Origin of the sequence: Pseudomonas farris, assembly GCF_019145235.1 — a bacterium.
GTDB classification, from domain to species: Bacteria; Pseudomonadota; Gammaproteobacteria; order Pseudomonadales; family Pseudomonadaceae; genus Aquipseudomonas; species Aquipseudomonas farris.
Genome location: NZ_JAHSTV010000012.1, coordinates 30706 through 50996 on the forward strand (window position 1 = coordinate 30706; position 20291 = coordinate 50996).

Sequence of the window (20291 nt, forward strand, 5' to 3'; positions counted from 1 at the left end):
CAAGTCTACATCGCTGGTAGGCACTGCACGAAAACTGCCTGCGCGACGATCATGCTGCGTTAAAAACAGGCTCGGAATGCTCATTTAGGTCCCCTAAACTCCGCGTCCTCGCCTGTTTTTGCCTTGCCTGATCGCCGCTCGGCGAGTTTTCATACAGCCCCTAGGATCCTTCACTCATTCCTACATGCCTTCCTGTATAAATCAGCCATGCCCCTGCCATTGATCTACCACGAAGACTACAGTCCCGAGTTCCCGGCGGATCACCGCTTCCCCATGGACAAGTTTCGCCTGCTGCGCGATCACTTGGTGGACAGTGGCCTGACCCGCGACACCGACCTGCTGCGCCCGGACCTCTGCCCAGCGGAGATTCTCGCCCTCGCCCATGACCCTGCGTATATAGAACGCTACATGGGCGGCGAATTGTCCCGCGAAGACCAGCGACGCCTCGGCTTGCCCTGGAGCGAAGCACTGGCCCGGCGCACGGTGCGAGCGGTCGGCGGTTCGCTGTTGGCGGCGGAACAGGCACTGGAGCATGGTTTGGCCTGTCACCTGGCCGGTGGCACTCATCACGCGCATTACGATCATCCCGCCGGGTTCTGCATCTTCAATGACCTGGCGGTGATCAGCCATTACCTTCTGGAAAGTGGCCGAGTGAATCGCGTGTTGATCTTCGACTGCGATGTGCATCAGGGTGACGGGACTGCACGGATTCTGCACAACACTCCGGAGGCAGTGACCGTTTCCCTGCACTGCGAAAAGAATTTTCCTGCACGCAAAGCCGAAAGTGATTGGGACATTCCGTTGCCGATGGGCATGGGCGATGCCGATTACCTGAAGGTGGTGGACGACGCACTCAACTATTTGCTGCCGCTCTACCAACCGGACCTGGTGCTGTACGACGCTGGCGTCGATGTGCATAAGGACGACGCACTGGGTTATCTGAAGCTGACAGACGAAGGCGTCGCCGCTCGCGATGAAAGCGTAATGCGCCATTGCCTGGGCCGGGATATTCCGGTGGTCGGCGTGATCGGTGGCGGTTACAGCAAGGACCGCAAAGCCCTGGCGCGCCGCCATGGAATCCTCCATCACAGCGCCCAACGGGTCTGGCAGTCATCAGGCTGTCATTGATCTATGGGTCTTTACCCACAATGCCTGTGGAACCGCCTGTGGATAACCTGAGTGAAAGGGTCTGCAGGCCATGTGGGGTGTAGGCTTCAGAACGGTGGTTGTTTTTTAACCACCCATTTGAGAACACCGAAGATCAAATGTGGGAGCGGGCTTGCTCGCGAAGGCGATTTAACAATCAACATTGATATCGACTGACCCACCGCTTTCGCGAGCAAGCCCGCTCCCACATTGGTCGGGGCTGCTAGAATGCGGCGCTTACTCCGCCAGACCGCAGCGCATTCCATGACCCAGCCCTCCACTTCCCTCCCCCCTCACGTCGCCATCATCGGCGGTGGCCCCGCCGGTTTGATGGCGGCTGAAGTGCTGAGCCAGGCCGGGATCAAAGTCGACCTGTACGACGGCATGCCTTCAGTGGGGCGAAAATTCCTCCTCGCCGGGGTCGGCGGCATGAACATCACCCACTCCGAGGCCTACCCGGCGTTCCTCTCACGCTATGCCGAACGGGCACCGCAGATTGCGCCGCTGTTACGGTCCTTCGGCGCCGAAGCGTTGTGCCAATGGATTCATGACCTGGGCATCGAAACCTTTGTCGGCAGTTCCGGCCGGGTGTTTCCTACCGACATGAAAGCCGCGCCCCTGTTGCGCGCCTGGCTCAAACGCCTGCGCGATGCCGGCGTAGTTATCCACACCCGCCATCGCTGGCTCGGCTGGGATGGCAACGGTGACTTGCGCATCGACAGTCCCGAAGGCGAAAAAACTGTTCAACCCGACGCGACCCTGTTGGCGCTCGGCGGCGGCAGTTGGTCGCGTCTCGGTTCGGACGGTGCCTGGATGCTGCCGCTGGAACAGCGCGGTGTAGGACTGGCGCCGTTGCAACCGAGCAATTGCGGCTTCGAGGTGCAGGCCTGGAGCGAATTGATGGTCAGCAAATTCGCTGGCAGCCCGCTGAAAAACATCGCCATTGGCCTCAATGACGATGTGCCGCGACTCGGAGAATGCGTGATCACTGCCACGGGAATTGAAGGCAGTTTGATCTACGCCCTGTCGGCACCGATCCGCGAAGCGATCAATCAACACGGCTCGGCAACCATTCACCTCGATCTGTTGCCGGGCAAGCCTGTGGATAAAATCCAGTCTGCGCTGAGCAAACCGCGGGGCTCCCGTTCCATGTCCAAACACCTGCACAGTCAGCTTGGACTTGATGGCGTGAAAGCGGCGTTGCTGCGCGAACTGACACCGGCCGACTACTTTACCGATCCGGCATTGCTGGCCAAGGCGATCAAGGCATTGCCACTGACGCTGGTGAAAACCCGGCCATTGGACGAGGCCATCAGCAGCGCGGGGGGCGTGATGTTCGAGTCGATGAATGAACGTTTGATGCTCAAGCAACTGCCTGGCGTGTTCTGCGCGGGGGAAATGCTCGATTGGGAAGCGCCGACCGGCGGCTATCTGCTGACCGCGTGTTTCGCCAGTGGGCGTGCGGCGGGGTTGGGGATGGTGGAGTGGTTGAAACACAAGGATTGAGACCGAGGTGCGCCCTTCGCGAGCAAGCCCGCTCCCACATTTGACCGAGTTCTTTCAGGAAGAATGCGATTAATGTGGGAGCGGGCTTGCTCGCGAAAGCGGTCTAACCGGCGCAGCGTTTAATCAAGGCTTACGCTTACGCGGCCCGGTATTGAACACCGGTACTTTACGCACAGGCTTGATCGAAGGCTCCGGCGCCGAGGCATCACCGCTCTCAACCCATTTACCCAGGTTGCGCTTGCCGCCACTGGAGGTCTTGGGCTTCTTCGGTTTTTTCGGCTTCTTGACAACCTGACCGCTGGCATCGGTATCCGGTACGCGGTGCTCAGGCTCGAAGTCCTGCTCCATCTGGCGAGTCAACGTCTGACGGGTCAACATCTCGATGGCTGACAGCTGATTCACTTCATCGGCGCACACCAGCGAAATAGCCTGCCCGGTTGCACCCGCACGACCAGTACGACCGATGCGGTGGATGTAGTCCTCCGCCACGATCGGCAGGTCGAAATTGACCACCAATGGCAAATCTTCGATATCCAGACCACGCGCAGCCACGTCGGTGGCTACAAGGATCTGCACTTCACTGGCCTTGAAACGATCCAGTGCCCGCTGACGGGTCGCCTGAGGTTTGTCGCCGTGGATGCCGTCGGCATTGATGCCCAGGCCCTGGAGTTTTTCCACCAACGCGTCTACGCCGTTACGGGTCTTGGCGAATACCAGCACCTGCTTCCACTTGCCTTTGCGCATCAAATGAACGAACAGCTCCGACTTGCGCTTCTTGTCCACCGTCACCACCCATTGCTTGACGGTGTTGGCAGCGACGTTGCGCGGGCTGACTTCGATGCTCAGCGGGTCGTTGAGCATTTGCCCGGCCAGCGTGCGGATGGCGTCGGAGAAAGTCGCGGAGAACAACAGCGTCTGACGTTTCTTCGGCAGCGCTTTGTAGATATTCCCCAGCTCTTCGGAAAAGCCCAGATCGAGCATACGATCGGCTTCGTCCAGCACCAGGGTTTGCAACTGGTTGAACTTGAGCGCGTTCTGGCGAAACAGGTCGAGCAAGCGGCCCGGAGTCGCCACCAACAGGTCGACGCCTTTGCGCAGCTTCATCATTTGCGGGTTGATGCTGACGCCACCGTACACCGCGTACGTGCTCAACGGCAGGTTCTCTGCGTACTGACGCACGCTTTCGTGAACCTGCTCGGCCAGTTCGCGGGTCGGCACCAGGATCAGTGCGCGCACGGAGTTGGCGCTGACTTTCGGACCTTCCATGGCCAGCAATTGCAGCAGCGGCAAGGCGAAACCGGCGGTCTTGCCGGTGCCGGTCTGGGCTGCTGCCATCAGGTCACGACCGGCCAGCACCGCCGGAATCGCTTGTGTCTGCACCGGCGTAGGGGTCTGGTAGCCGAGCGTCTCGAGAGCGCGCAGCAAGGGTTCGATCAGGCCAAGGGTGGCGAAAGTCATGGGAGTACCGTAGGAAAATTCAGCGCGGTTGTGCAAAACGAGTGTGCAATGGCGCGCAGTTTACCCTAATTCGCTCGGGATTCTGTCGGCACAACTACCGCAGGCCGATCGGCACCTCGACGCCACTGCGGCAACCCGATCAACACCACGGCACTGATGATCACTGTCATGGCCAGCGCTTCTTCAATACCAATGGTCTCGCCAACAAATACGATACCCAGCAACACCGCCACCGCCGGGTTGACGTAGGCATAACTGGTGGCCGCCGCCGGACGCACATGTTTCAACAGGTACATGTAGGCGTTGAAGGCGATGATCGAACCGAAGATGGTCAGGTACGCCAGCGCCGCCCAGCCTTCGATCGGCGGCATGGCCTCAAGATGCTCACCGCTCACCGCGCTGCCGATCAACAACACCACGCCGCCCACCAGCATTTCCACCGCACTGGCCATCGCACCCTGCGGTAACGGCAAGTGTTTGCTCCACACCGAACCGAAAGCCCAGGACGCTGCCGCGAACACCAGCAATGCCGCGCCCAACGGGCTCGATTGCAAATTGGAACCGAGGTTGAGCATGGCGATACCGATCAGCCCGAGCACAATCCCGGCCCATTCGAGACGGGTATTACGCGCGCCCCAGAAATATCCACACAACAAAGTGAACAGTGGCACCGTCGCCACCGCCAACGCGGCAACGCCGGAGGCGACACCGGTGTGTTCAGCCACGCTCACTGCACCGTTGCCGCACGTGAGCAGCAAAATCCCAATGATCCCCGCCGCTTTCCACTGCGCCCACGTCGGTGCCGGCGCCCCGCGCCATCGCAGGAACGCGTACATCAACGTACCGGCGATCACGAAGCGAATACCGGCGAGCAACAACGGCGGCCAGTACTGCACGCCGATGCGAATCACCAGGTAGGTCGATCCCCAAATCACGTACAGCGCGAAAAAAGCAGCGATCAGCGGTAAGGAAAAACGGCGTATGCCAGGCATGGGCAGCTCGAGAACAAGACAAAGAGAGCAGCTATTCTAGAAAGGCCAACGGCAGAAAATAAGTTACAAAACCTGTTTATCGCACCGGTACACTTTTCAAAACACGGAGTTCAGCGCTATAAACCGTGCTTTCGAAAGTCAGCCTTTTTTCAGGAATGCCATGATGGACAAATACGACCGCATGCTCCTCAGCGCCCTGTTGGAAAACGGTCGTGCGTCCTACGCCGAACTGGCGCGCAAGGTGAACCTGTCCGCTCCGGCGGTGGCCGAGCGCGTGGCCAAACTTGAGGCCTGCGGGGTGATCACCGGCTACCAGGCGAAAGTCGACATGGCCAAACTCGGTCTGCCGATCCAGTGCGTCATCGAACTGCGCCTGAATCAGCACGGCAACCAGAAAACCTACGACGAACTGATCAAAATCCCACAGCTCACCGAATGCCATCGCGTCACCGGCGACCCGTGCGTGATCATGCAAGCGGCGGTGGGCTCGATGCCGGAGCTGGAAGAGTTGATCAACCGGATCGCCACGTTCGGGTTCAGCAAGACCTCGATCGTGCTGTCCAGCGCCATCGAGAAGCGCGTGCCGTTGGGGCAGTTGGAAGGGAAGTAGATCTAATGTCACCGCAGACCCAATGTGGGAGCGGGCTTGCTCGCGAAAGCGATTTATCATTCAACATTAATGTCGACTGACACACCGTTTTCGCGAGCAAGCCCGCTCCCACACTCAATCTGCGGCGTACTCAGAACCCGCGATACCGCTTCAAATGCTCATTGATCTTCGCCGCCGGCACTTTCTGCAAACTGACCAGCAGATCATGGGACAACTCCCGCAGCCCATGCTTGCGCCGCAACTCTTCGGCCAAGTGCGCCGTCAGGTTGGCCGCCATTTCGGCATCGGCCATGGCCCGGTGAGCCTTGCCGGTATTGGGCAGGCTGGCGAACGTGGTGAGGGTGCCGAGTTTGTGGTCTGGCGCGGCGGGCATCAGGCGGCGGGCGAGTAACAGCGAGCAGGCAAAGTTCTGCAAGCGTGTGCGTTTGATTCGCCCGAGTTCGTAGTCCCAGAACTTCTGGTCAAACGCAGCGTTGTGCGCCAGCAGCGGTGTGATGCCGACGAATTCATTGACCTCGTTCATCACCTGCTCGGCCGAGGGCGCGGTGCGCAGCATGGCGTTGCTGATACCGGTGAGTTGCTCAATGAAGGCCGGCACCCGCACGCCGGCGTTCATCAGGCTTTGATAACGCTCGACGATGCGCCCCTGTTCAAGAATCACCACGGCAATTTCCGTGGCCCGGCAGCTGCTGCTCGGGGAGAGTCCGGTGGTTTCAAAGTCGATGACTGCTATGCGTTCCAAACCTGTTTCAACTCCGTAAAAATCAATTCTTGAGCAGCAATGCGCCTTCGATCGGCACATAACGACTGGCGGCGCGGATCAGCGAATTGGCGGTGAGACCGGGTACGCCATAGGCCACCGCTTGCACACCGTGCTTGCTGATGATGCGCTCCAGCAGCATGTCGAAATCACCGTCGCCGGAGGCCAGCACCACTTCGTCGACATGATCGGCGGCGTCCATGATGTCGAGGGTGATGCCCACGTCCCAGTCGCCTTTGGCCGAACCGTCGCTGCGCTGGATGTAGGGCTTGAGCTTCACGATGAAACCGAGATTGCGCAGGATCTGCTGAAACTGCTGCTGCTTGCTGTCGCCACGATCGATCGCATAGGCATAGGCCTCGACGATCTGCCCTTCTTTACTGACGTCAGCCCACAACGCGGCGTAGTTGAAGTGGCAACCATAGGCCTGACGCACGGTGTAATAAAGGTTTTGGACATCGGCGAACACTGCGATTTTTTTCACCGTACATCCTCATTAGCGTGCCAAAGCGCGGGCAAGATCAGGCACCAGGGCCCGAAAAGTTGCCCAGTATGCCAGCCCGAAGGATTGTTCCGCGAATAATCGGCCGTGTGGCGAGGGGGCTTGCTCCCTCGCCACAGATGTATCAGACGAAGGAGTCGTCGTCGCCACCGAAGAACGATGAGCTGTCATCGCTATAGTCGGCGTCGGCGAATCCGCCTTGATCGCTGGAGTTGTCAGCCACGCGCTGATCATTGCTGCTGTCGCTCTGATCGTTGACCTGAGCCGGTTCTTCCTTGAGGACTTCAACCACTTCCGGCTGCTGATTGTGCTGGAACAGGCTGCTGATGCCCTGCGCGAGCATCACGCCACCGGCCACGCCCGCTGCCGTTTTCAATGCACCGCCGAGGAAACCGCTGCCGGCCGCCTGTTGTGGTGCGTAATTTGGCTGCGGTGCGGCACCGAAATTCTGCTGTGGCGGCTGGGCATTGAACGACGGCCGCCCCGGTTCACGCCAGCCACCATTCGACGGGGCTGCGCTTTGAGTCGGCGCAGGCTGCGGATCACGGGAGCCACCACCGAAGATGCTCGACAAAAAGCCACCGCTGCTCGGCGCCGGAGCCGCCGTCTGAGCCTTGGCCGATTGCAGTTCAGCCTGCAATTGCTGGACTTGTTGGGTGAGTTGCTTGTTCTGTTCGTCGAGGCTCTTGATGGCTGCCTCTTGCACCAGAATCGCCTGGGTCATGAAATAGCCCGCCGCTGGCTGGCGAGTCAGGTGTTCCTTGATCCGCGCTTCGGCCTGGGCGTCGCGCGGGGCTGAATCCGTTTCGGCCTGTTGCAGCCGGGAAAACAGTCCATCGATCAGGGTTTGTTCTTCGCTGTTCATGGCGACCTCATAGATTGCCGGGAAAATCGTCGCCCTCATCCACTGTGGATAAGGTGCTCACCAGTAATGGGGCTGATACAGGATGTTTCAATGACCTTTACCGAACGTTTACGTTTGCGCCCCCAAGGGTTTCATCGGTTAAAGTGAGTCACTGCTTTCAACCTGCGATACCGACTGATGAATCCGTTCGACGTACTGCGTGACTCTCTGTATTTCTTCAAGCGCAATCTGCGCCAGATCGTGCAGCTGTGCCTGCCGCTGGTGATTGTCGAGGCGCTGCTGCAACAAGTGGTCGACCACTCCACCGAGCCGGACAGTTTCCCCGGCATCAGTGTATTGGTCGGCCTGCTGGTGTATCCGCTGTACACCGCCGCGCTGATCCTGTTTCTCGATGCCCGCAGCCGTGGCGAATCGCCGCGCACCCGCGACTTGCTGGCGACCTCCGCGACCCTGTGGCCGCGCTTCGCCCTGCTGACCGCCCTCAATACCCTGCTGATCCTGATCGGCCTGTCACTGTATTTTCTACCGGGGATCTGGCTGATGGTGACACTGGCGTTCGGCGAGTACCTGCTGGTGCTGCGCGGCCTGGCACCGCTGGCGGCGATGAAGGAAAGCCTGCGCCTGACCCGCGGGAATTTCCTGCGCATTCTGGTGTGCATTCTGTGCGTGATGGGCCCGCTGTGGGTACTCAAGGGGGCGACGCTGGCGGTTTACCCTGATCCGCAGAACCCGGTGATATCACTGCTGATCGACAGCGCCCACAGCTTTCTGCAACTGTTCACCAGCGTGGTGGTGTTCCGTTTGTTCATGCTGATCGCCGATGCGCCCGAGAAAGCTGACGGAGCGCTCTAAGCGCTCTACCCTTGGGCTTGGGCGCTGCTCTCGGTTATGCTCGGGGTCAATTTTGTAACGCTATAAGCCGAGCCATGACCCGTCTACTGCGCTACACCCTGCTGTGCCTGCTGATTGCCATTGGCCTGATTGCATTGCTGATCTACAGCCTGACCTGGCGCCCCGAAGCCAAGGAAGTGTTGCCAGTCAGTTGCAACGCCCAAGCGCCGACGCTGGTGCCCGGCCAGGCGCTGAAGGTGATGACCTGGAACGTCCAATATCTGGCAGGCAAGCGCTACGTGTTCTGGAACGACCTGGCCGCAGGGAACGACGAGCGCCCTACACCTGAAGACATGGCCTTCAGCCTCGACGAAGTGGCGCGGGTGATTCGCGACGAGCAACCGGACATCGTGCTGTTGCAGGAACTCGATGACGGCGCCAAGGCCAGTGACTACCAGAACCAGTTCAAATTGCTTCAGGATCGAGTCACCGACTTGTATCCGTGCAGCGCGCAGGCCTTCGACTGGAAAGCCGACTTCGTGCCTGAACCGCACATCTACGGCAGCGTTGGCCGGCAATTGGCAACCCTGAGCCGCTACCAGATCGAACACGCCGAACGCCTGCAATTACCGGTCGCACCGACCAATTTCATCAGCCGTCTGTTCAAGCCGAAAAACGCCTTGCTGGTCACTCACTTGCCATTGAGCAATGGCGGCCAAATGGCCGTGTTCAACACCCATCTGGACCGTGCCACCACCGCGCTCGACGAAACCTTGCAAAGCCAGGTGACAGCCGTGGCCAAGGTCCTCGACAAATATGAAAGCCGCGGCACGCCGTGGCTGATCGGTGGTGACTTCAACCTGTTGCCGCTGGGCCAGTATCGACGCCTGCCCGCTGAACAACGCACGCCCTATTCCGCCGACAGCGTGCTGCATGTGCTGTGGGACAAATACCCGATGATCCCCACCAACAACGAAGCCAGCGGTATCGACCGGGCGCAATGGCTGACCCATTACCCGAATGACCCGGGCTTGAACGGTCCGGACCGGACCGTCGATTACCTGTTTTACAGCCCGCACATCAAACGGGTTGAGGCGAGGGTGAGACAGGACGATACGTTACGGATTTCCGATCACTTGCCGGTGATTGCGCGGTTTCTGTTGCCGGCAGCGCCTTAGGTCAAAAGCTTCGCGAGCAAGCCCGCTCCCACACTGAATCTCGGTGGTACACAAATGCTGTGCTCACTGAAGATTTAATGTGGGAGCGGGCTTGCTCGCGAATGCCGCACCACCGATGCGACTGACTATTTACGAGGCTTGATCCGCGCGGTCGCCTCGGCCACCAGCGGATCATCCGGCCAGTAATGCTTCGGATAGCGCCCCTTCAAATCCTTCTTCACCTCGGCATACGTACTGCGCCAGAAGTTCGCCAGGTCCTGAGTCACCTGCACCGGTCGCCGCGCCGGAGACAGCAGATGCAGTTTCACCACTTGCCGCCCCCCAGCAATGCGCGGCGTCTCGGCCAAGCCGAACAGTTCTTGCAAGCGCACCGCGAGAATCGGCGGCTGTTCGCTGTAATCCAAACGGATCGATGAACCCGAAGGCACGCTCAGGTGATGCGGCGCCAGTTCGTCGAGCCGTTGCGGCAGCGGCCACGGCAACAAGTTGTGAACAATGCTCGACAAGTCCAGGTTAGCGAAGTGACTGAGGCGCGAGACTTTCCCCAGATAGGGCATCAACCAGTGTTCGAGACTTTTGAACAGAGCGGTGTCGCTGACATCCGGCCACTCACTCTCACCCTTGCTGCCAAGGTCCAACTGCCGCAATAACGCAACTCGTGCCTGCCACTGACGCAGTTCCGGAGTCCACGGCAATAGTTCCAGACCTTTGCGCCGCACCAGGTTCACCAGCGCCTGACAGCGGGCGCTTTCGTCGAGCCCGGTTAGCGGCTCACGGCTAAGAATCAATTCGCCAACCTTGCGCTGACGCTCGGCCCGCAGCACGCCTTCGCGCTCATCCCAATCCAGTTGATCGACGCAACGCACCTGCTCGGCCAGCACTGAATCGAACAACGCTGGATCGAAATCCGTCGCCAGATAAATCCGCTCCTCACGCTGGCCTTGGCGACTGCCCAGATCGGCGATCACCAGCCACGGTTGCTTCATCAAGCTGTCCGCTTCAGCAAACAGCGCCGCACGACCGTTGGCCAATCGATATTCAGCGCCACCGGCCCGCCGCTGCTGGGCTACGCGGTCGGGATAGGCCAACGCCAACAGCGCACCGAGCCAGCGCGGATGATCCGGATCGCCGACCGGTTCCGACGCTTTACCCCGCAGGTAACCGCGATACTGCCGCGCCAGTTGCCGGGCACGTTGCACGCCACCCTGAGCGCCGCGTGCGGCCCGTTCTTCGCCGGACAACAGCACCAATCGGCTGTGCAGATCCGCGCCAGCGCCACGCAAGATATCCCGCTCGCCGAGCAGTGCCGCGACATCACAGGCCATGTCGGCCAAGCCTAGCGCCTGACCGCGTAACAGCAAATGCGCGATGCGAGGATGAGCCGGCAGTTCAGCCATCGCCTGACCATGACGGGTCAGCGCCTCGCCCTCCAGCGCGCCCAAACGTTCAAGCAGATCTTGAGCCTGTGCATAAGCCGCTGCCGGAGGGACATCGAGCCACACCAATTGACTCGGCGTCACGCCCCAACGCCCCAGTTGCAAGGCCAGCCCGGCGAGGTCCGCCGAGAGAATTTCCGCACTGGCGTAAGCCGCCAGTTGCTCGTGCTGATCCTGCGACCACAACCGATAACACACGCCGGGCTCCAGGCGCCCTGCCCGGCCCGCGCGCTGCGTGGCACTCGCTTTGGAAATGCGCTGAGTATCCAGGCGAGTCATGCCGCTGCCGGGGTCGAAACGCGGCACACGCGCCAACCCCGCATCGATCACCACGCGCACACCGTTGATGGTCAGGCTGGTCTCGGCGATGTTGGTGGCCAGCACCACTTTGCGTTTGCCGGCGGGCGCCGGATCGATCGCGGCGCGTTGGGCGGCGAGGTCCAATTCACCATGCAACGGGCAGAGCAAAACCTGTGTGCTATCGCCCAGTGCATCGGCGAGTTGCTGATGCACCCGACGGATTTCCGCCTGCCCTGGCAGGAACACCAGTACGCTGCCAGTTTCATCATTCAAGGCTTCAAGGACGGTCTGCACCAACCGTGGCTCGATGAATTCACCCGGTTGAAACGGTCGACCCCAGCGCATCGCCACCGGGTACATGCGACCTTCGCTGCGCAGAATCGGCGCATCGTCCAGCAACCCGGCCAGGCGTTCGCCTTCAAGGGTTGCCGACATCAAGAGGATTTTCAGCGGTTGATCGTCACGAAACAGCTCCCGGCCATTGAGGCTCAGGGCCAACGCCAGGTCGGCATCGAGACTGCGTTCGTGGAACTCATCGAAAATCAGCAAGCCCACGCCTTCCAGCGCCGGGTCATCCTGCAAGCGCCGGGTGAGGATGCCTTCGGTGACCACTTCGATGCGGGTGTTGGGGCCGACTTTGCTGTCGAGACGAATCCGGTAGCCAACGGTTTCACCAACCTTCTCGCCCAGTTCACTGGCCAACCGCTCCGCCGCCGCCCGCGCGGCCAACCGGCGCGGTTCGAGCATCAGAATGGTCTGCCCGGCCAGCCACGACTCATCGAGCAAGGCCAAGGGCACGCGGGTGGTTTTACCGGCGCCGGGCGGTGCTTCGAGCACGGCTTCGTGGCGTGTAGCGAGGGCTTCACGCAGGGCGGGTAAAACTTCATCAATCGGCAAAGAAATCATGCTGGCTCCCAAACAGAGCGGCGAGTATAACGGCGAACTGCTTGGTGTTTATCACGGTCCTAATTCATACAGGCACCCCTTCGTTTTGTAATAACCCAGGAGATTTCATATGCGTGCTCCCTTTCGCTTGATCGGCGGTGTATTGGTCGCGACCTTGCTGACCCAGGTAACGGCCTGCGGCTCGATTTTCTACCCGGATCGTCGCGGTCAGATCGACGGCAAGATCGACCCGGCCATCGCCGCGCTGGATGCCGTGGGTCTGCTGTTTTACATCATCCCAGGCCTGATCGCCTTTGCGGTGGACTTCGCCACGGGCGCCATTTACTTCGAGCCAGGCCGGACTGCTCAGGTGGCTCCGGAAAAACTCAAGGAAGCCATCGGTGTCGATGGCAAGGTCGATAACCACAAGTTGCAGACTATTCTCGAAACTGAGTTGGGCCGCAGCTTCCCGCTGGACGATCCACGCCTGATCCAGCACAAGGGCAGCGCCCAGCAACTGGCCATGTTCGGCCTGCAACCGGCCGCATAATTCATGCGTTCGAAAGGACACTTAAAGGAACAGCCACACCTATGACCACCAGTACCGAACACGCCCGCCTGCTGCGGCTGGCGACGCGCGCCTCGGTGGCGGTGGCGTGCACGCTGATCGTCGCCAAAGCCATCGCCTGGTGGCTGAGCGGCTCGGTGAGCATGCTCGCCGGGCTGACCGACTCGGCACTCGATGGCGTCAGCTCGCTGCTCAATCTGCTGGCCGTGCATTACGCCTTGCGCCCGGCCGACGACGATCATCGTTACGGGCATGGCAAGGCCGAATCATTGGCGGGTATGGCTCAGGCGCTGTTCATTGGCGGCAGTGCGGTGCTGATCGCCTTGCAGGCGATTGAACGATTGAAACATCCGGAGCCGATAGGCGCAGCGTGGCTCAGCATCGGAGTGATTGTGTTCTCCCTCGCCCTGACCGTGGCCCTGCTGATGTTGCAGCATCGGGTGATCAAGGCAACCGGTTCCAACGCCGTGAGTGCCGACTCCTTGCATTACCGCTCGGACCTGCTGCTCAACGGCAGCATTCTGGTGGCGCTGGTGCTGGCCGGGTTTGGCTGGCATCAAGTCGACCCCTGGTTCGGATTGGGGATCGCGGCCTACATCCTCTGGAGCGCCATTCATATCGCCCGGGAAAGTTTTGCGGTGCTGATGGATGAAGAGCTGCCGCCGGATGTCAGCCAGCACATGCTTGAACTGGCCTGCAGCGTACCGGGGGTTTTGGGCGCACATGACCTGCGCACACGAATCTCCGGCAACCAGTGGTTCGTACAGTTACATCTGGAATTGCCGGGGGAGCTGACTCTGTCAGTTGCCCACGGCATCAGCGATCAAGCCGCCGAGGCGATTCACTCCGCCTACCCGCGAGCCGAAGTGCTGGTGCACGCCGACCCACAGGAAGTGGTGAACGCCGCCAGGGCTCAGTAACTCACCTGATAACCGCGACTACTCAGACAGTTGCCCTGGGCCTGTCGGTAGGCTTGCACCACCGACGGATCCGGTTGATAGGTGACGGCGCGCGGATCGAAACCGCTCTGCTCCACGGCCCAGCGATAGCACTCGTAACCGTCCCGACTGACCTCCTCTGGCGACTGGCCGTTGGCCGGATACGCCACCACGTCATAACCAGTGTTCACCGGTTGCGGCTGCACGGGTGGTTCGACCACGACGTAATCCCGAGTGCTCTCCTGATAGGCGTAATACGCACCGGCCGCCAGGAACAACAACGCACCGCCGATCCACACTTCACGCGCGTAATCGGGCAAGTAGCTGACCCGAATCCCGCGAGGCGGCTGAACCACCACGTAACGTGGGCCGTGCGGGCGATACCAGTAACCACCGGAATAGAAATAATCCTGGCCACGATACGGCACGCGGTAGTTGCGCTCCGGGGAGCGGTCGATCACGTACCCCGGACGATACTGCGGGCCGGGGCCCCAGCCATTGCCGCGCCCATCCGGGCGACCGGGCCAGCGACGATCATCATGACGTGAGCCCTGACCGCCAGTCTGCCAATTCCGGTTGTCATTGTTGCGCCGTGGTTCGTCCTGATAGTAGCCACGCCGGGGTTCCTGGGTCTGGCGCACGGTGTCGGGCCGGCCCTGAATCGGCAGATTGTTACTGGGTTGTTGCGGCGGTCGGCCCTGAGTATTGGGATCGTGCGAGGGACGGTTCTGCCGCTCGCCGCCCTGATTCTGGTCGTGGAGTTCGAACTTGCGGCTGTTGTCGCCACGAATGATTTCGTTGTTCTGCGGCCGGGGCTGGTTGTTACCGTCATGGCCCCGGCCCTTTCCTTGATGATCCGGTCCGCGCTGGCCGCCATCGGGCCCACGGATTTGCGGCTCGTCGGCAAGCGATTGCGCAGTGACACTCACACACAGCAAACCAACACCGGCCAAACGCCAGATGCGCGACTTCATGCTTTTCCTCACTGCGGGTTAGGGCCTGTACGTAAGACTGGGAAAGCACAGGCCGGTTCTGCAACAGGTTATCAGTCACGCAACTTATTTATTGAGGGTCGCCCATGAATTCCGGGCAATAAAAAAGGGAGACCCGTCGGCCTCCCTTTGAGAACTTCGTCCGTGCTCGACGCTTATGACGTCGGCTCACCTCACGCCGTCTTCTGGACAGTGTGTAGCTCGGGGGCCAACACATCCCCGGTGGGGGTGGCGACCGCAGCTGGCCTGATTGGGCGAGCCGCATTGGACTGTTTGTCCGAGCAGTGATTCTGGTGATAAGAATAGGCCCGGAGCGACGACAGAGGATTGCGAAGATTGCTCAAATAAACATCACTTGCGCAATTTTTAACTCAGGATAGATAATCCGCCGCAATAGTTATGACAAAGGCCTGATTGATGAGCAAACTCGACCGATACGACCTGAGTATTTTGGCGGAATTACAGCGCGACGCGCGCATCTCCAATCAGGAGCTGGCTGAACGCATCGGCCTGTCGCCTTCGCCTTGCTCGCGGCGGGTCAAGCAACTGGAAGACGACGGTTACATCACCCGCCAGGTCGCCTTGCTGGACCGCAAGATGCTCGGCCTGAGCCTGACCGCCTACGTGCTGATCGGCATGGACCGCCATACACCCGAGCGTTTCGAGAACTTCGAAGCCGCCATTCGCACCTTGCCGCAAGTGCTGGAATGCAGCCTGGTGACGGGAATGGATGCGGATTATCAGCTCAAGGTAGTGGTGCCGGACATGGACCACTATCAGAAACTGCTGCTGGGGCATCTGACCCGGATTGAAGGGGTGACTAGTGTGCGGTCAAGTTTTGTGTTGAATCAGGTGCTCAACAGCACCGAGTTGCCGCTGACTCATTTGCGCAGCTGAAACCCGCTTCTGTAGGAGCTGTCGAGTGAAACGAGGCTGCGATCTTTTGATTTTGCTTTTTAAAAACAAGATCAAAAGATCGCAGCCTCGTTTCACTCGACAGCTCCTACAAGAGTGCTCTGGGCGACGAATAGCTGCGACACACCGACGCAGGTCAATGCTCCGCCAATCCGCCATGGCGTATACTCCAGCGCCTTTTAGCCCCACCCGCGCTGGAGATGTTCGATGGATCCTGCAGTACTCGAAGAGTGGATGATGACTGGCCTGGTCAGCATCCTGATCATTTTCATGGGTTTCATCGTCTGGGATCTGGCGAAAAAATCCAAGGCCGGGCGCTTCGGCTCGTTTATTCTGTTCTTCGTACTGGGGCTGGGCGTGGCCGCGTTCGTGATCAAAAGCGTGGTGATCGGCCTGATCGAATCCGGCACTCTATAAGCGCGCCGGCACTTCCTTCCACTGGCCCTGATCGAGCCCTTCGATCGACCAGTCGCCGATTCTGACCCGCACCAGACGCAACGTCGGCAAGCCGACCGCCGCGGTCATGCGCCGTACCTGACGGTTGCGCCCTTCGCGAATCACCAGCTCCAGCCAACTGGTCGGCACGCTTTTACGAAAGCGCACTGGCGGGTTGCGCGGCCACAGTTCGGGCTCATCCAGCTGTCGCGCTTCGGCCGGCAATGTCATGCCGTCGTTCAGTTCGACGCCATCGCGCAATCGCTGCAACTGCACAGCGGTTGGCTCACCTTCCACTTGCACCCAGTAAGTCTTGGCCAGTTTGTGTTTCGGGTCGGCAATTCGCGCCTGAAGCTGACCGTCATTGGTCAGCAACAGCAAGCCTTCGCTGTCACGGTCCAGCCGCCCTGCCGGATAAATTCCCGGAATCTCGATAAAATCCTTGAGCGTCGCCCGCCCTTCGCCGTCGCTGAATTGCGTCAGCACATCGAAAGGTTTGTTGAACAGAATCAGCTTCGGCTCGGCCGGCGGCGCTTTGGCGACACGGCGCGGGGCTGAAGAGGATGGCGCAGGCTTCACGCCAGGGCGACGGGAAACGGGACGTGGAGGACGAGACATGGCGAGAAGAACATCTAACGGTCAGGGCTGCTAATGCTAGTGCCCCAACCGCTAAATGACCATGAGACAATCAGCGGAACGGCGGCTCGTCGAAGCTGCGCAGTTTGCGCGAGTGCAGCGAGTTGAGCTCGGTGCGCAACAGATCCACCGCTTCGATGCCAATCTTCAAGTGCTGGCTGACCGCGCGTTCATAGAAGGCGTTGGCCGAACCCGGCAGTTTGATTTCGCTGTGCAACGGTTTGTCCGATACGCAGAGCAATGTGCCGTATGGCACCCGCAAGCGGTAACCCTGCGCGGCGATGGTGCCGCTTTCCATGTCCACCGCCACGGCGCGAGACAGGTTGATCAGCGGACGTTCCTGCGCCCAGCGCAGTTCCCAGTTACGGTCGTCGTAGGTCAACACGGTGCCGGTACGCAGACGCTTCTTCAGCTCATCGCCCTTCTCACCGGTGATGTTGGCCGCCGCTTGCTGCAACGCCATCTGCACTTCGGCCAGGGCCGGAATCGGAATGTTCGGCGGCACGACACGGTCGAGAATCCCGTCGCGGCGCATGTAAGCGTGGGCCAGCACATAATCGCCAATAGTCTGCGACTGACGCAAGCCGCCACAGTGGCCGATCATCAGCCAGCAATGCGGACGCAGCACCGCCAGGTGGTCGGTGATGTTCTTGGCGTTGGACGGGCCGACGCCGATGTTCACCAGGGTCACGCCATGGCCGTCGCTGGCGATCAGGTGATAGGCCGGCATCTGGTAACGATGCCAGACCACGCCCGCGGCAATCGCCGACGCTTCGCCGTGGTCCATGCTCTTTTCGATGATCACGTTGCCCGGCAACACCATGCGCACAAAACGCGGATCGTTGCGCAGTTGCTCAAGGCCATGAACGATGAACTGGTCGACGTAGCGGTGGTAGTTGGTCAGCAGAATCCACGGCTGCACATGGCGCCAGTCGCTGCCGGTGTAATGCACCAGTCGGCGCAGGGAGAAATCCACTCGCGCGGCGTCGAACAGGGCCAGGGGCAACGGGTCGGTGTTTTCCCAATCGTACAAACCATCGGCAATGCCATCGGTGGCGGCCGACAAATCCGTACTCGGGAACACGCGCGCCAGCACCGCCGCCGTGACGCCGGAGCCGGCCAGCTCATCGCCCTGCTCGACCACATACGGATACGGAATGTTCTGCTGACTGACGCCGACTTCCACGGTCACGGTGAAGTCGTGCATCAACGGGACAAGTTGTTCCAGCAGGTATTTGCGGAAAGCGCGGGGATGAGTGACGGTGACGCTGTAGGTTCCCGGCAGTTGAACCTTGGCATAGGCGCGAGTGGTCTGTGGGACTTCGCCCTGGCAAAGGTAGGTCAGACGCAACTCGGGATAACGAAACAGAGCACGCTGCTCTGCGTCCGGCTCGACGCGATCCTTGAGATAACGCTTGAGCGCCTGATTCAGCGCTGTGGTTGCACGCTCGTGCAAGGCAGCAAGCCGATCCACGGCTTGCTCGGCGGTTTGAACGACAATAAACGCTTCGGTCACGATCAGCTTCCTGTGTTCTGACTTGCAGACCTTCATCTTGCCTGCATCGTCGCTTCACGGGAACAGTGGCGTGTTGGCTGCACATCAATTCTGAGATACAGATAAACCCTGTGGGAGCGGGCAAGCCCGCTCCCACAGGTTTCAGTGCTGTTGATCAAATTGTGGTCAGAACCCTTGCGGGGTCGACCGGGCCACAATCGCTTCCACATCCAGCCCGCGCGGCAACGTTCCATACACCCGACCGGCCGACCCGAGGCGACTGGCGATGAAGGCATCACTGACCGCCGCATTCCCCGCCTCCAGCAACAGCTTGGCCTGAAGCCCCAAGGCGATGTCTTCGGTGAGCTGGCGGGCGCGGTATTGAATTTCGGCGGTGTCCTTGAACGCCGCCTGCAATTGGCTGATATGCGCGGCCAGACGTTTGTCGCCATGACCGTCGCCCAATTCGCTGAACAGCACATCAAGCACGCCCGGCTCTTTCGACAATGCGCGCAACACGTCGAGGCATTGCACGTTGCCGGAACCTTCCCACGTCGAGTTAACCGGGGCCTCACGATACAAACGCGGCAAGATGCTTTCTTCGACATAACCGGCGCCGCCCATGCATTCGGCAGCCTCATTGATCATCGCGGGCGCGCGTTTGCAGATCCAGTACTTGCCCACCGCCGTCACCAGTCGGGCGAATTTTGCTTCGTGCTCGTCATCCAGATGATCCAGCGACCGGCCCATGCGCAAACTCAAGGCCAACGCCGCTTCGCTTTCCAGGGCCAGGTCGGCCAGTACGTTTTGCATCAAGGGTTGCTCGCTCAGCAACTTGCCACCGACCTTGCGGTGGGCGCAGTGATGGCTGGCCTGGGTCAACGCCTGGCGCATCAGCGCGCTGGAGCCGACCATGCAATCGAAGCGGGTCATGGCAACCATTTCGATGATGGTTGGAACACCTCGCCCCTCTTCGCCGACCATCCAGGCCAGGGCGCCACGGAATTCCACCTCGCTGGAGGCATTGGACCAGTTGCCGAGTTTGTTCTTCAGCCGCTGGATGTAGAACTGATTGCGTGTGTCGTCTGGTCGATGACGCGGCAGCAGGAAACAGGTCAAGCCTTTGTCGGTCTGGGCCAGGGTCAGGAAGGCGTCGCACATCGGCGCCGAGCAGAACCACTTGTGGCCCACCAGTTCATACGCCTGACCGGGCCCACTGGCGCCGACCGGATAAGCCTTGGTGGTGTTGGCTCGCACGTCGGTGCCGCCCTGTTTCTCGGTCATGGCCATGCCGATGGTGACCCCGGCCTTGTGGGCCATGCCCACGTTGCGCGGGTCGTATTCGGTGGCGAGGATTTTCGGCAGCCATTGTTCGGCCAGATCCGGTTGCAGGCGCATCGCCGGGACACTGGCGAAGGTCATGGTCAGCGGGCAACCGCTGCCGGCTTCAGCCTGACTGTGCAAATACGTCATGGACGCGCGGGCAACGTGGGCGCCCGGTTGCGGATCGGTCCAGGGCAAGCCTGTCAGGCCATGCTCCACCGCCGTGCGCATCAACTCGTGGTAAGCCGGGTGAAATTCCACCAAATCGATGCGATAGCCGTAGCGGTCATGGCTGACGAACACCGGTTTGTTCTGATTGGCCGCAAACCCCGCCTCCATCAGCGGCCCGCCGGCCAATGCGCCGTAAGCGTCGATCCGCGACTCGGCCCAACCGGCATCGAAACGCCGCGACCACTCCTGCAACGGCAGGTCGATGCGATAGAGGTTGGTGCCGTCCAGCGATGGAGGCTGGTTGGTGACTTCGTGGGTTTCGGCGAACTGATGCAGGTTCATGACGGGG

19 protein-coding genes are annotated in these 20291 nt (G+C 60.4%); 9 read left to right on the forward strand and 10 right to left on the reverse strand.

What is annotated here, in order from left to right:
* Positions 1-207 precede the first annotated feature (207 nt).
* Positions 208-1128, forward strand: coding sequence for a histone deacetylase family protein (locus tag KVG95_RS23515; protein ID WP_217858136.1), 921 nt, complete (start codon positions 208-210; stop codon positions 1126-1128).
* Positions 1129-1410: 282 nt separating this feature from the next.
* A complete protein-coding gene (locus KVG95_RS23520) occupies positions 1411-2652 on the forward strand; it encodes a TIGR03862 family flavoprotein (RefSeq protein ID WP_217858137.1) in 1242 nt (413 codons plus the stop codon).
* Between the two features lie 123 nt (positions 2653-2775).
* Here the strand turns inward: KVG95_RS23520 and rhlE1 are convergent, their stop codons facing one another.
* Both rhlE1 and yedA read right to left on the reverse strand, forming a co-directional pair.
* Positions 2776-4110, reverse strand: coding sequence for an RNA helicase RhlE1 (gene rhlE1, locus KVG95_RS23525; protein ID WP_038981420.1), 1335 nt, complete (start codon positions 4108-4110; stop codon positions 2776-2778).
* A gap of 65 nt (positions 4111-4175) precedes the next feature.
* On the reverse strand, positions 4176-5102 hold the full coding sequence (gene yedA, locus KVG95_RS23530; RefSeq protein ID WP_201062086.1) for a drug/metabolite exporter YedA: 927 nt from the start codon (positions 5100-5102) through the stop codon (positions 4176-4178).
* Between the two features lie 163 nt (positions 5103-5265).
* On the opposite strand from yedA, the gene KVG95_RS23535 reads away from it, so the two are divergent.
* Positions 5266-5712, forward strand: a complete 447-nt coding sequence (locus KVG95_RS23535; RefSeq protein ID WP_217858139.1) for an Lrp/AsnC family transcriptional regulator — start codon at positions 5266-5268, stop codon at positions 5710-5712.
* A gap of 130 nt (positions 5713-5842) precedes the next feature.
* Here KVG95_RS23535 and KVG95_RS23540 read toward each other — a convergent pair whose 3' ends face one another.
* From KVG95_RS23540 to KVG95_RS23550, 3 genes are all read right to left on the reverse strand, one after another.
* A complete protein-coding gene (locus KVG95_RS23540; protein ID WP_007895390.1) occupies positions 5843-6454 on the reverse strand; it encodes a 3'-5' exonuclease in 612 nt (203 codons plus the stop codon).
* Between the two features lie 22 nt (positions 6455-6476).
* Entirely contained in the window at positions 6477-6956 is a 480-nt protein-coding gene (locus tag KVG95_RS23545) for a LabA-like NYN domain-containing protein (protein ID WP_030129509.1), read from the reverse strand.
* 142 nt (positions 6957-7098) lie between these two features.
* On the reverse strand, positions 7099-7839 hold the full coding sequence (locus KVG95_RS23550) for a DUF2076 domain-containing protein (protein WP_217858140.1): 741 nt from the start codon (positions 7837-7839) through the stop codon (positions 7099-7101).
* A 177-nt stretch (positions 7840-8016) separates the two neighbouring features.
* Between KVG95_RS23550 and KVG95_RS23555 the strand changes: the two genes are divergently transcribed.
* Both KVG95_RS23555 and KVG95_RS23560 read left to right on the forward strand, forming a co-directional pair.
* Positions 8017-8691, forward strand: a complete 675-nt coding sequence (locus KVG95_RS23555) for a YciC family protein (protein ID WP_201062083.1) — start codon at positions 8017-8019, stop codon at positions 8689-8691.
* A gap of 74 nt (positions 8692-8765) precedes the next feature.
* Positions 8766-9848 (forward strand): endonuclease/exonuclease/phosphatase family protein, encoded by a 1083-nt coding sequence (locus tag KVG95_RS23560; RefSeq protein WP_217858142.1) that lies wholly within the window; start codon positions 8766-8768, stop codon positions 9846-9848.
* 125 nt (positions 9849-9973) lie between these two features.
* Here the strand turns inward: KVG95_RS23560 and hrpB are convergent, their stop codons facing one another.
* Positions 9974-12490 (reverse strand): ATP-dependent helicase HrpB, encoded by a 2517-nt coding sequence (gene hrpB, locus KVG95_RS23565; RefSeq protein ID WP_217858143.1) that lies wholly within the window; start codon positions 12488-12490, stop codon positions 9974-9976.
* A 109-nt stretch (positions 12491-12599) separates the two neighbouring features.
* Between hrpB and pmcY the strand changes: the two genes are divergently transcribed.
* Positions 12600-13019 carry a periplasmic Zn2+ metallochaperone PmcY gene (gene pmcY, locus KVG95_RS23570; RefSeq protein WP_217858144.1) on the forward strand — a complete coding sequence of 140 codons (420 nt, stop codon included), beginning with the start codon at positions 12600-12602 and terminating at the stop codon, positions 13017-13019.
* Between the two features lie 41 nt (positions 13020-13060).
* Positions 13061-13957 (forward strand): cation diffusion facilitator family transporter, encoded by an 897-nt coding sequence (locus KVG95_RS23575; RefSeq protein WP_217858145.1) that lies wholly within the window; start codon positions 13061-13063, stop codon positions 13955-13957.
* On the opposite strand, the gene KVG95_RS23580 is transcribed toward KVG95_RS23575, so the two are convergent.
* Positions 13951-14949, reverse strand: a complete 999-nt coding sequence (locus KVG95_RS23580; RefSeq protein WP_217858146.1) for a DUF6515 family protein — start codon at positions 14947-14949, stop codon at positions 13951-13953. The two genes, KVG95_RS23575 and KVG95_RS23580, sit on opposite strands and share 7 nt — an antisense overlap.
* A gap of 435 nt (positions 14950-15384) precedes the next feature.
* On the opposite strand from KVG95_RS23580, the gene KVG95_RS23585 reads away from it, so the two are divergent.
* Positions 15385-15864: an Lrp/AsnC family transcriptional regulator gene (locus KVG95_RS23585; protein WP_007894448.1), complete on the forward strand. Its 480-nt coding sequence runs from the start codon at positions 15385-15387 to the stop codon at positions 15862-15864.
* A gap of 225 nt (positions 15865-16089) precedes the next feature.
* Positions 16090-16299 (forward strand): DUF2788 domain-containing protein, encoded by a 210-nt coding sequence (locus KVG95_RS23590; RefSeq protein ID WP_007894445.1) that lies wholly within the window; start codon positions 16090-16092, stop codon positions 16297-16299.
* On the opposite strand, the gene KVG95_RS23595 is transcribed toward KVG95_RS23590, so the two are convergent.
* The 3 genes from KVG95_RS23595 to KVG95_RS23605 all read right to left on the reverse strand — a co-directional run bounded on the left by KVG95_RS23595 (position 16294) and on the right by KVG95_RS23605 (position 20284).
* Positions 16294-16935, reverse strand: a complete 642-nt coding sequence (locus KVG95_RS23595; RefSeq protein WP_225923286.1) for a pseudouridine synthase — start codon at positions 16933-16935, stop codon at positions 16294-16296. The genes KVG95_RS23590 and KVG95_RS23595 overlap by 6 nt on opposite strands.
* A 70-nt stretch (positions 16936-17005) precedes the next feature.
* A complete protein-coding gene (gene amn / locus KVG95_RS23600; protein WP_217858147.1) occupies positions 17006-18505 on the reverse strand; it encodes an AMP nucleosidase in 1500 nt (499 codons plus the stop codon).
* A 129-nt stretch (positions 18506-18634) separates the two neighbouring features.
* Positions 18635-20284 (reverse strand): acyl-CoA dehydrogenase family protein, encoded by a 1650-nt coding sequence (locus tag KVG95_RS23605; protein ID WP_217858148.1) that lies wholly within the window; start codon positions 20282-20284, stop codon positions 18635-18637.
* Positions 20285-20291 lie beyond the last annotated feature (7 nt).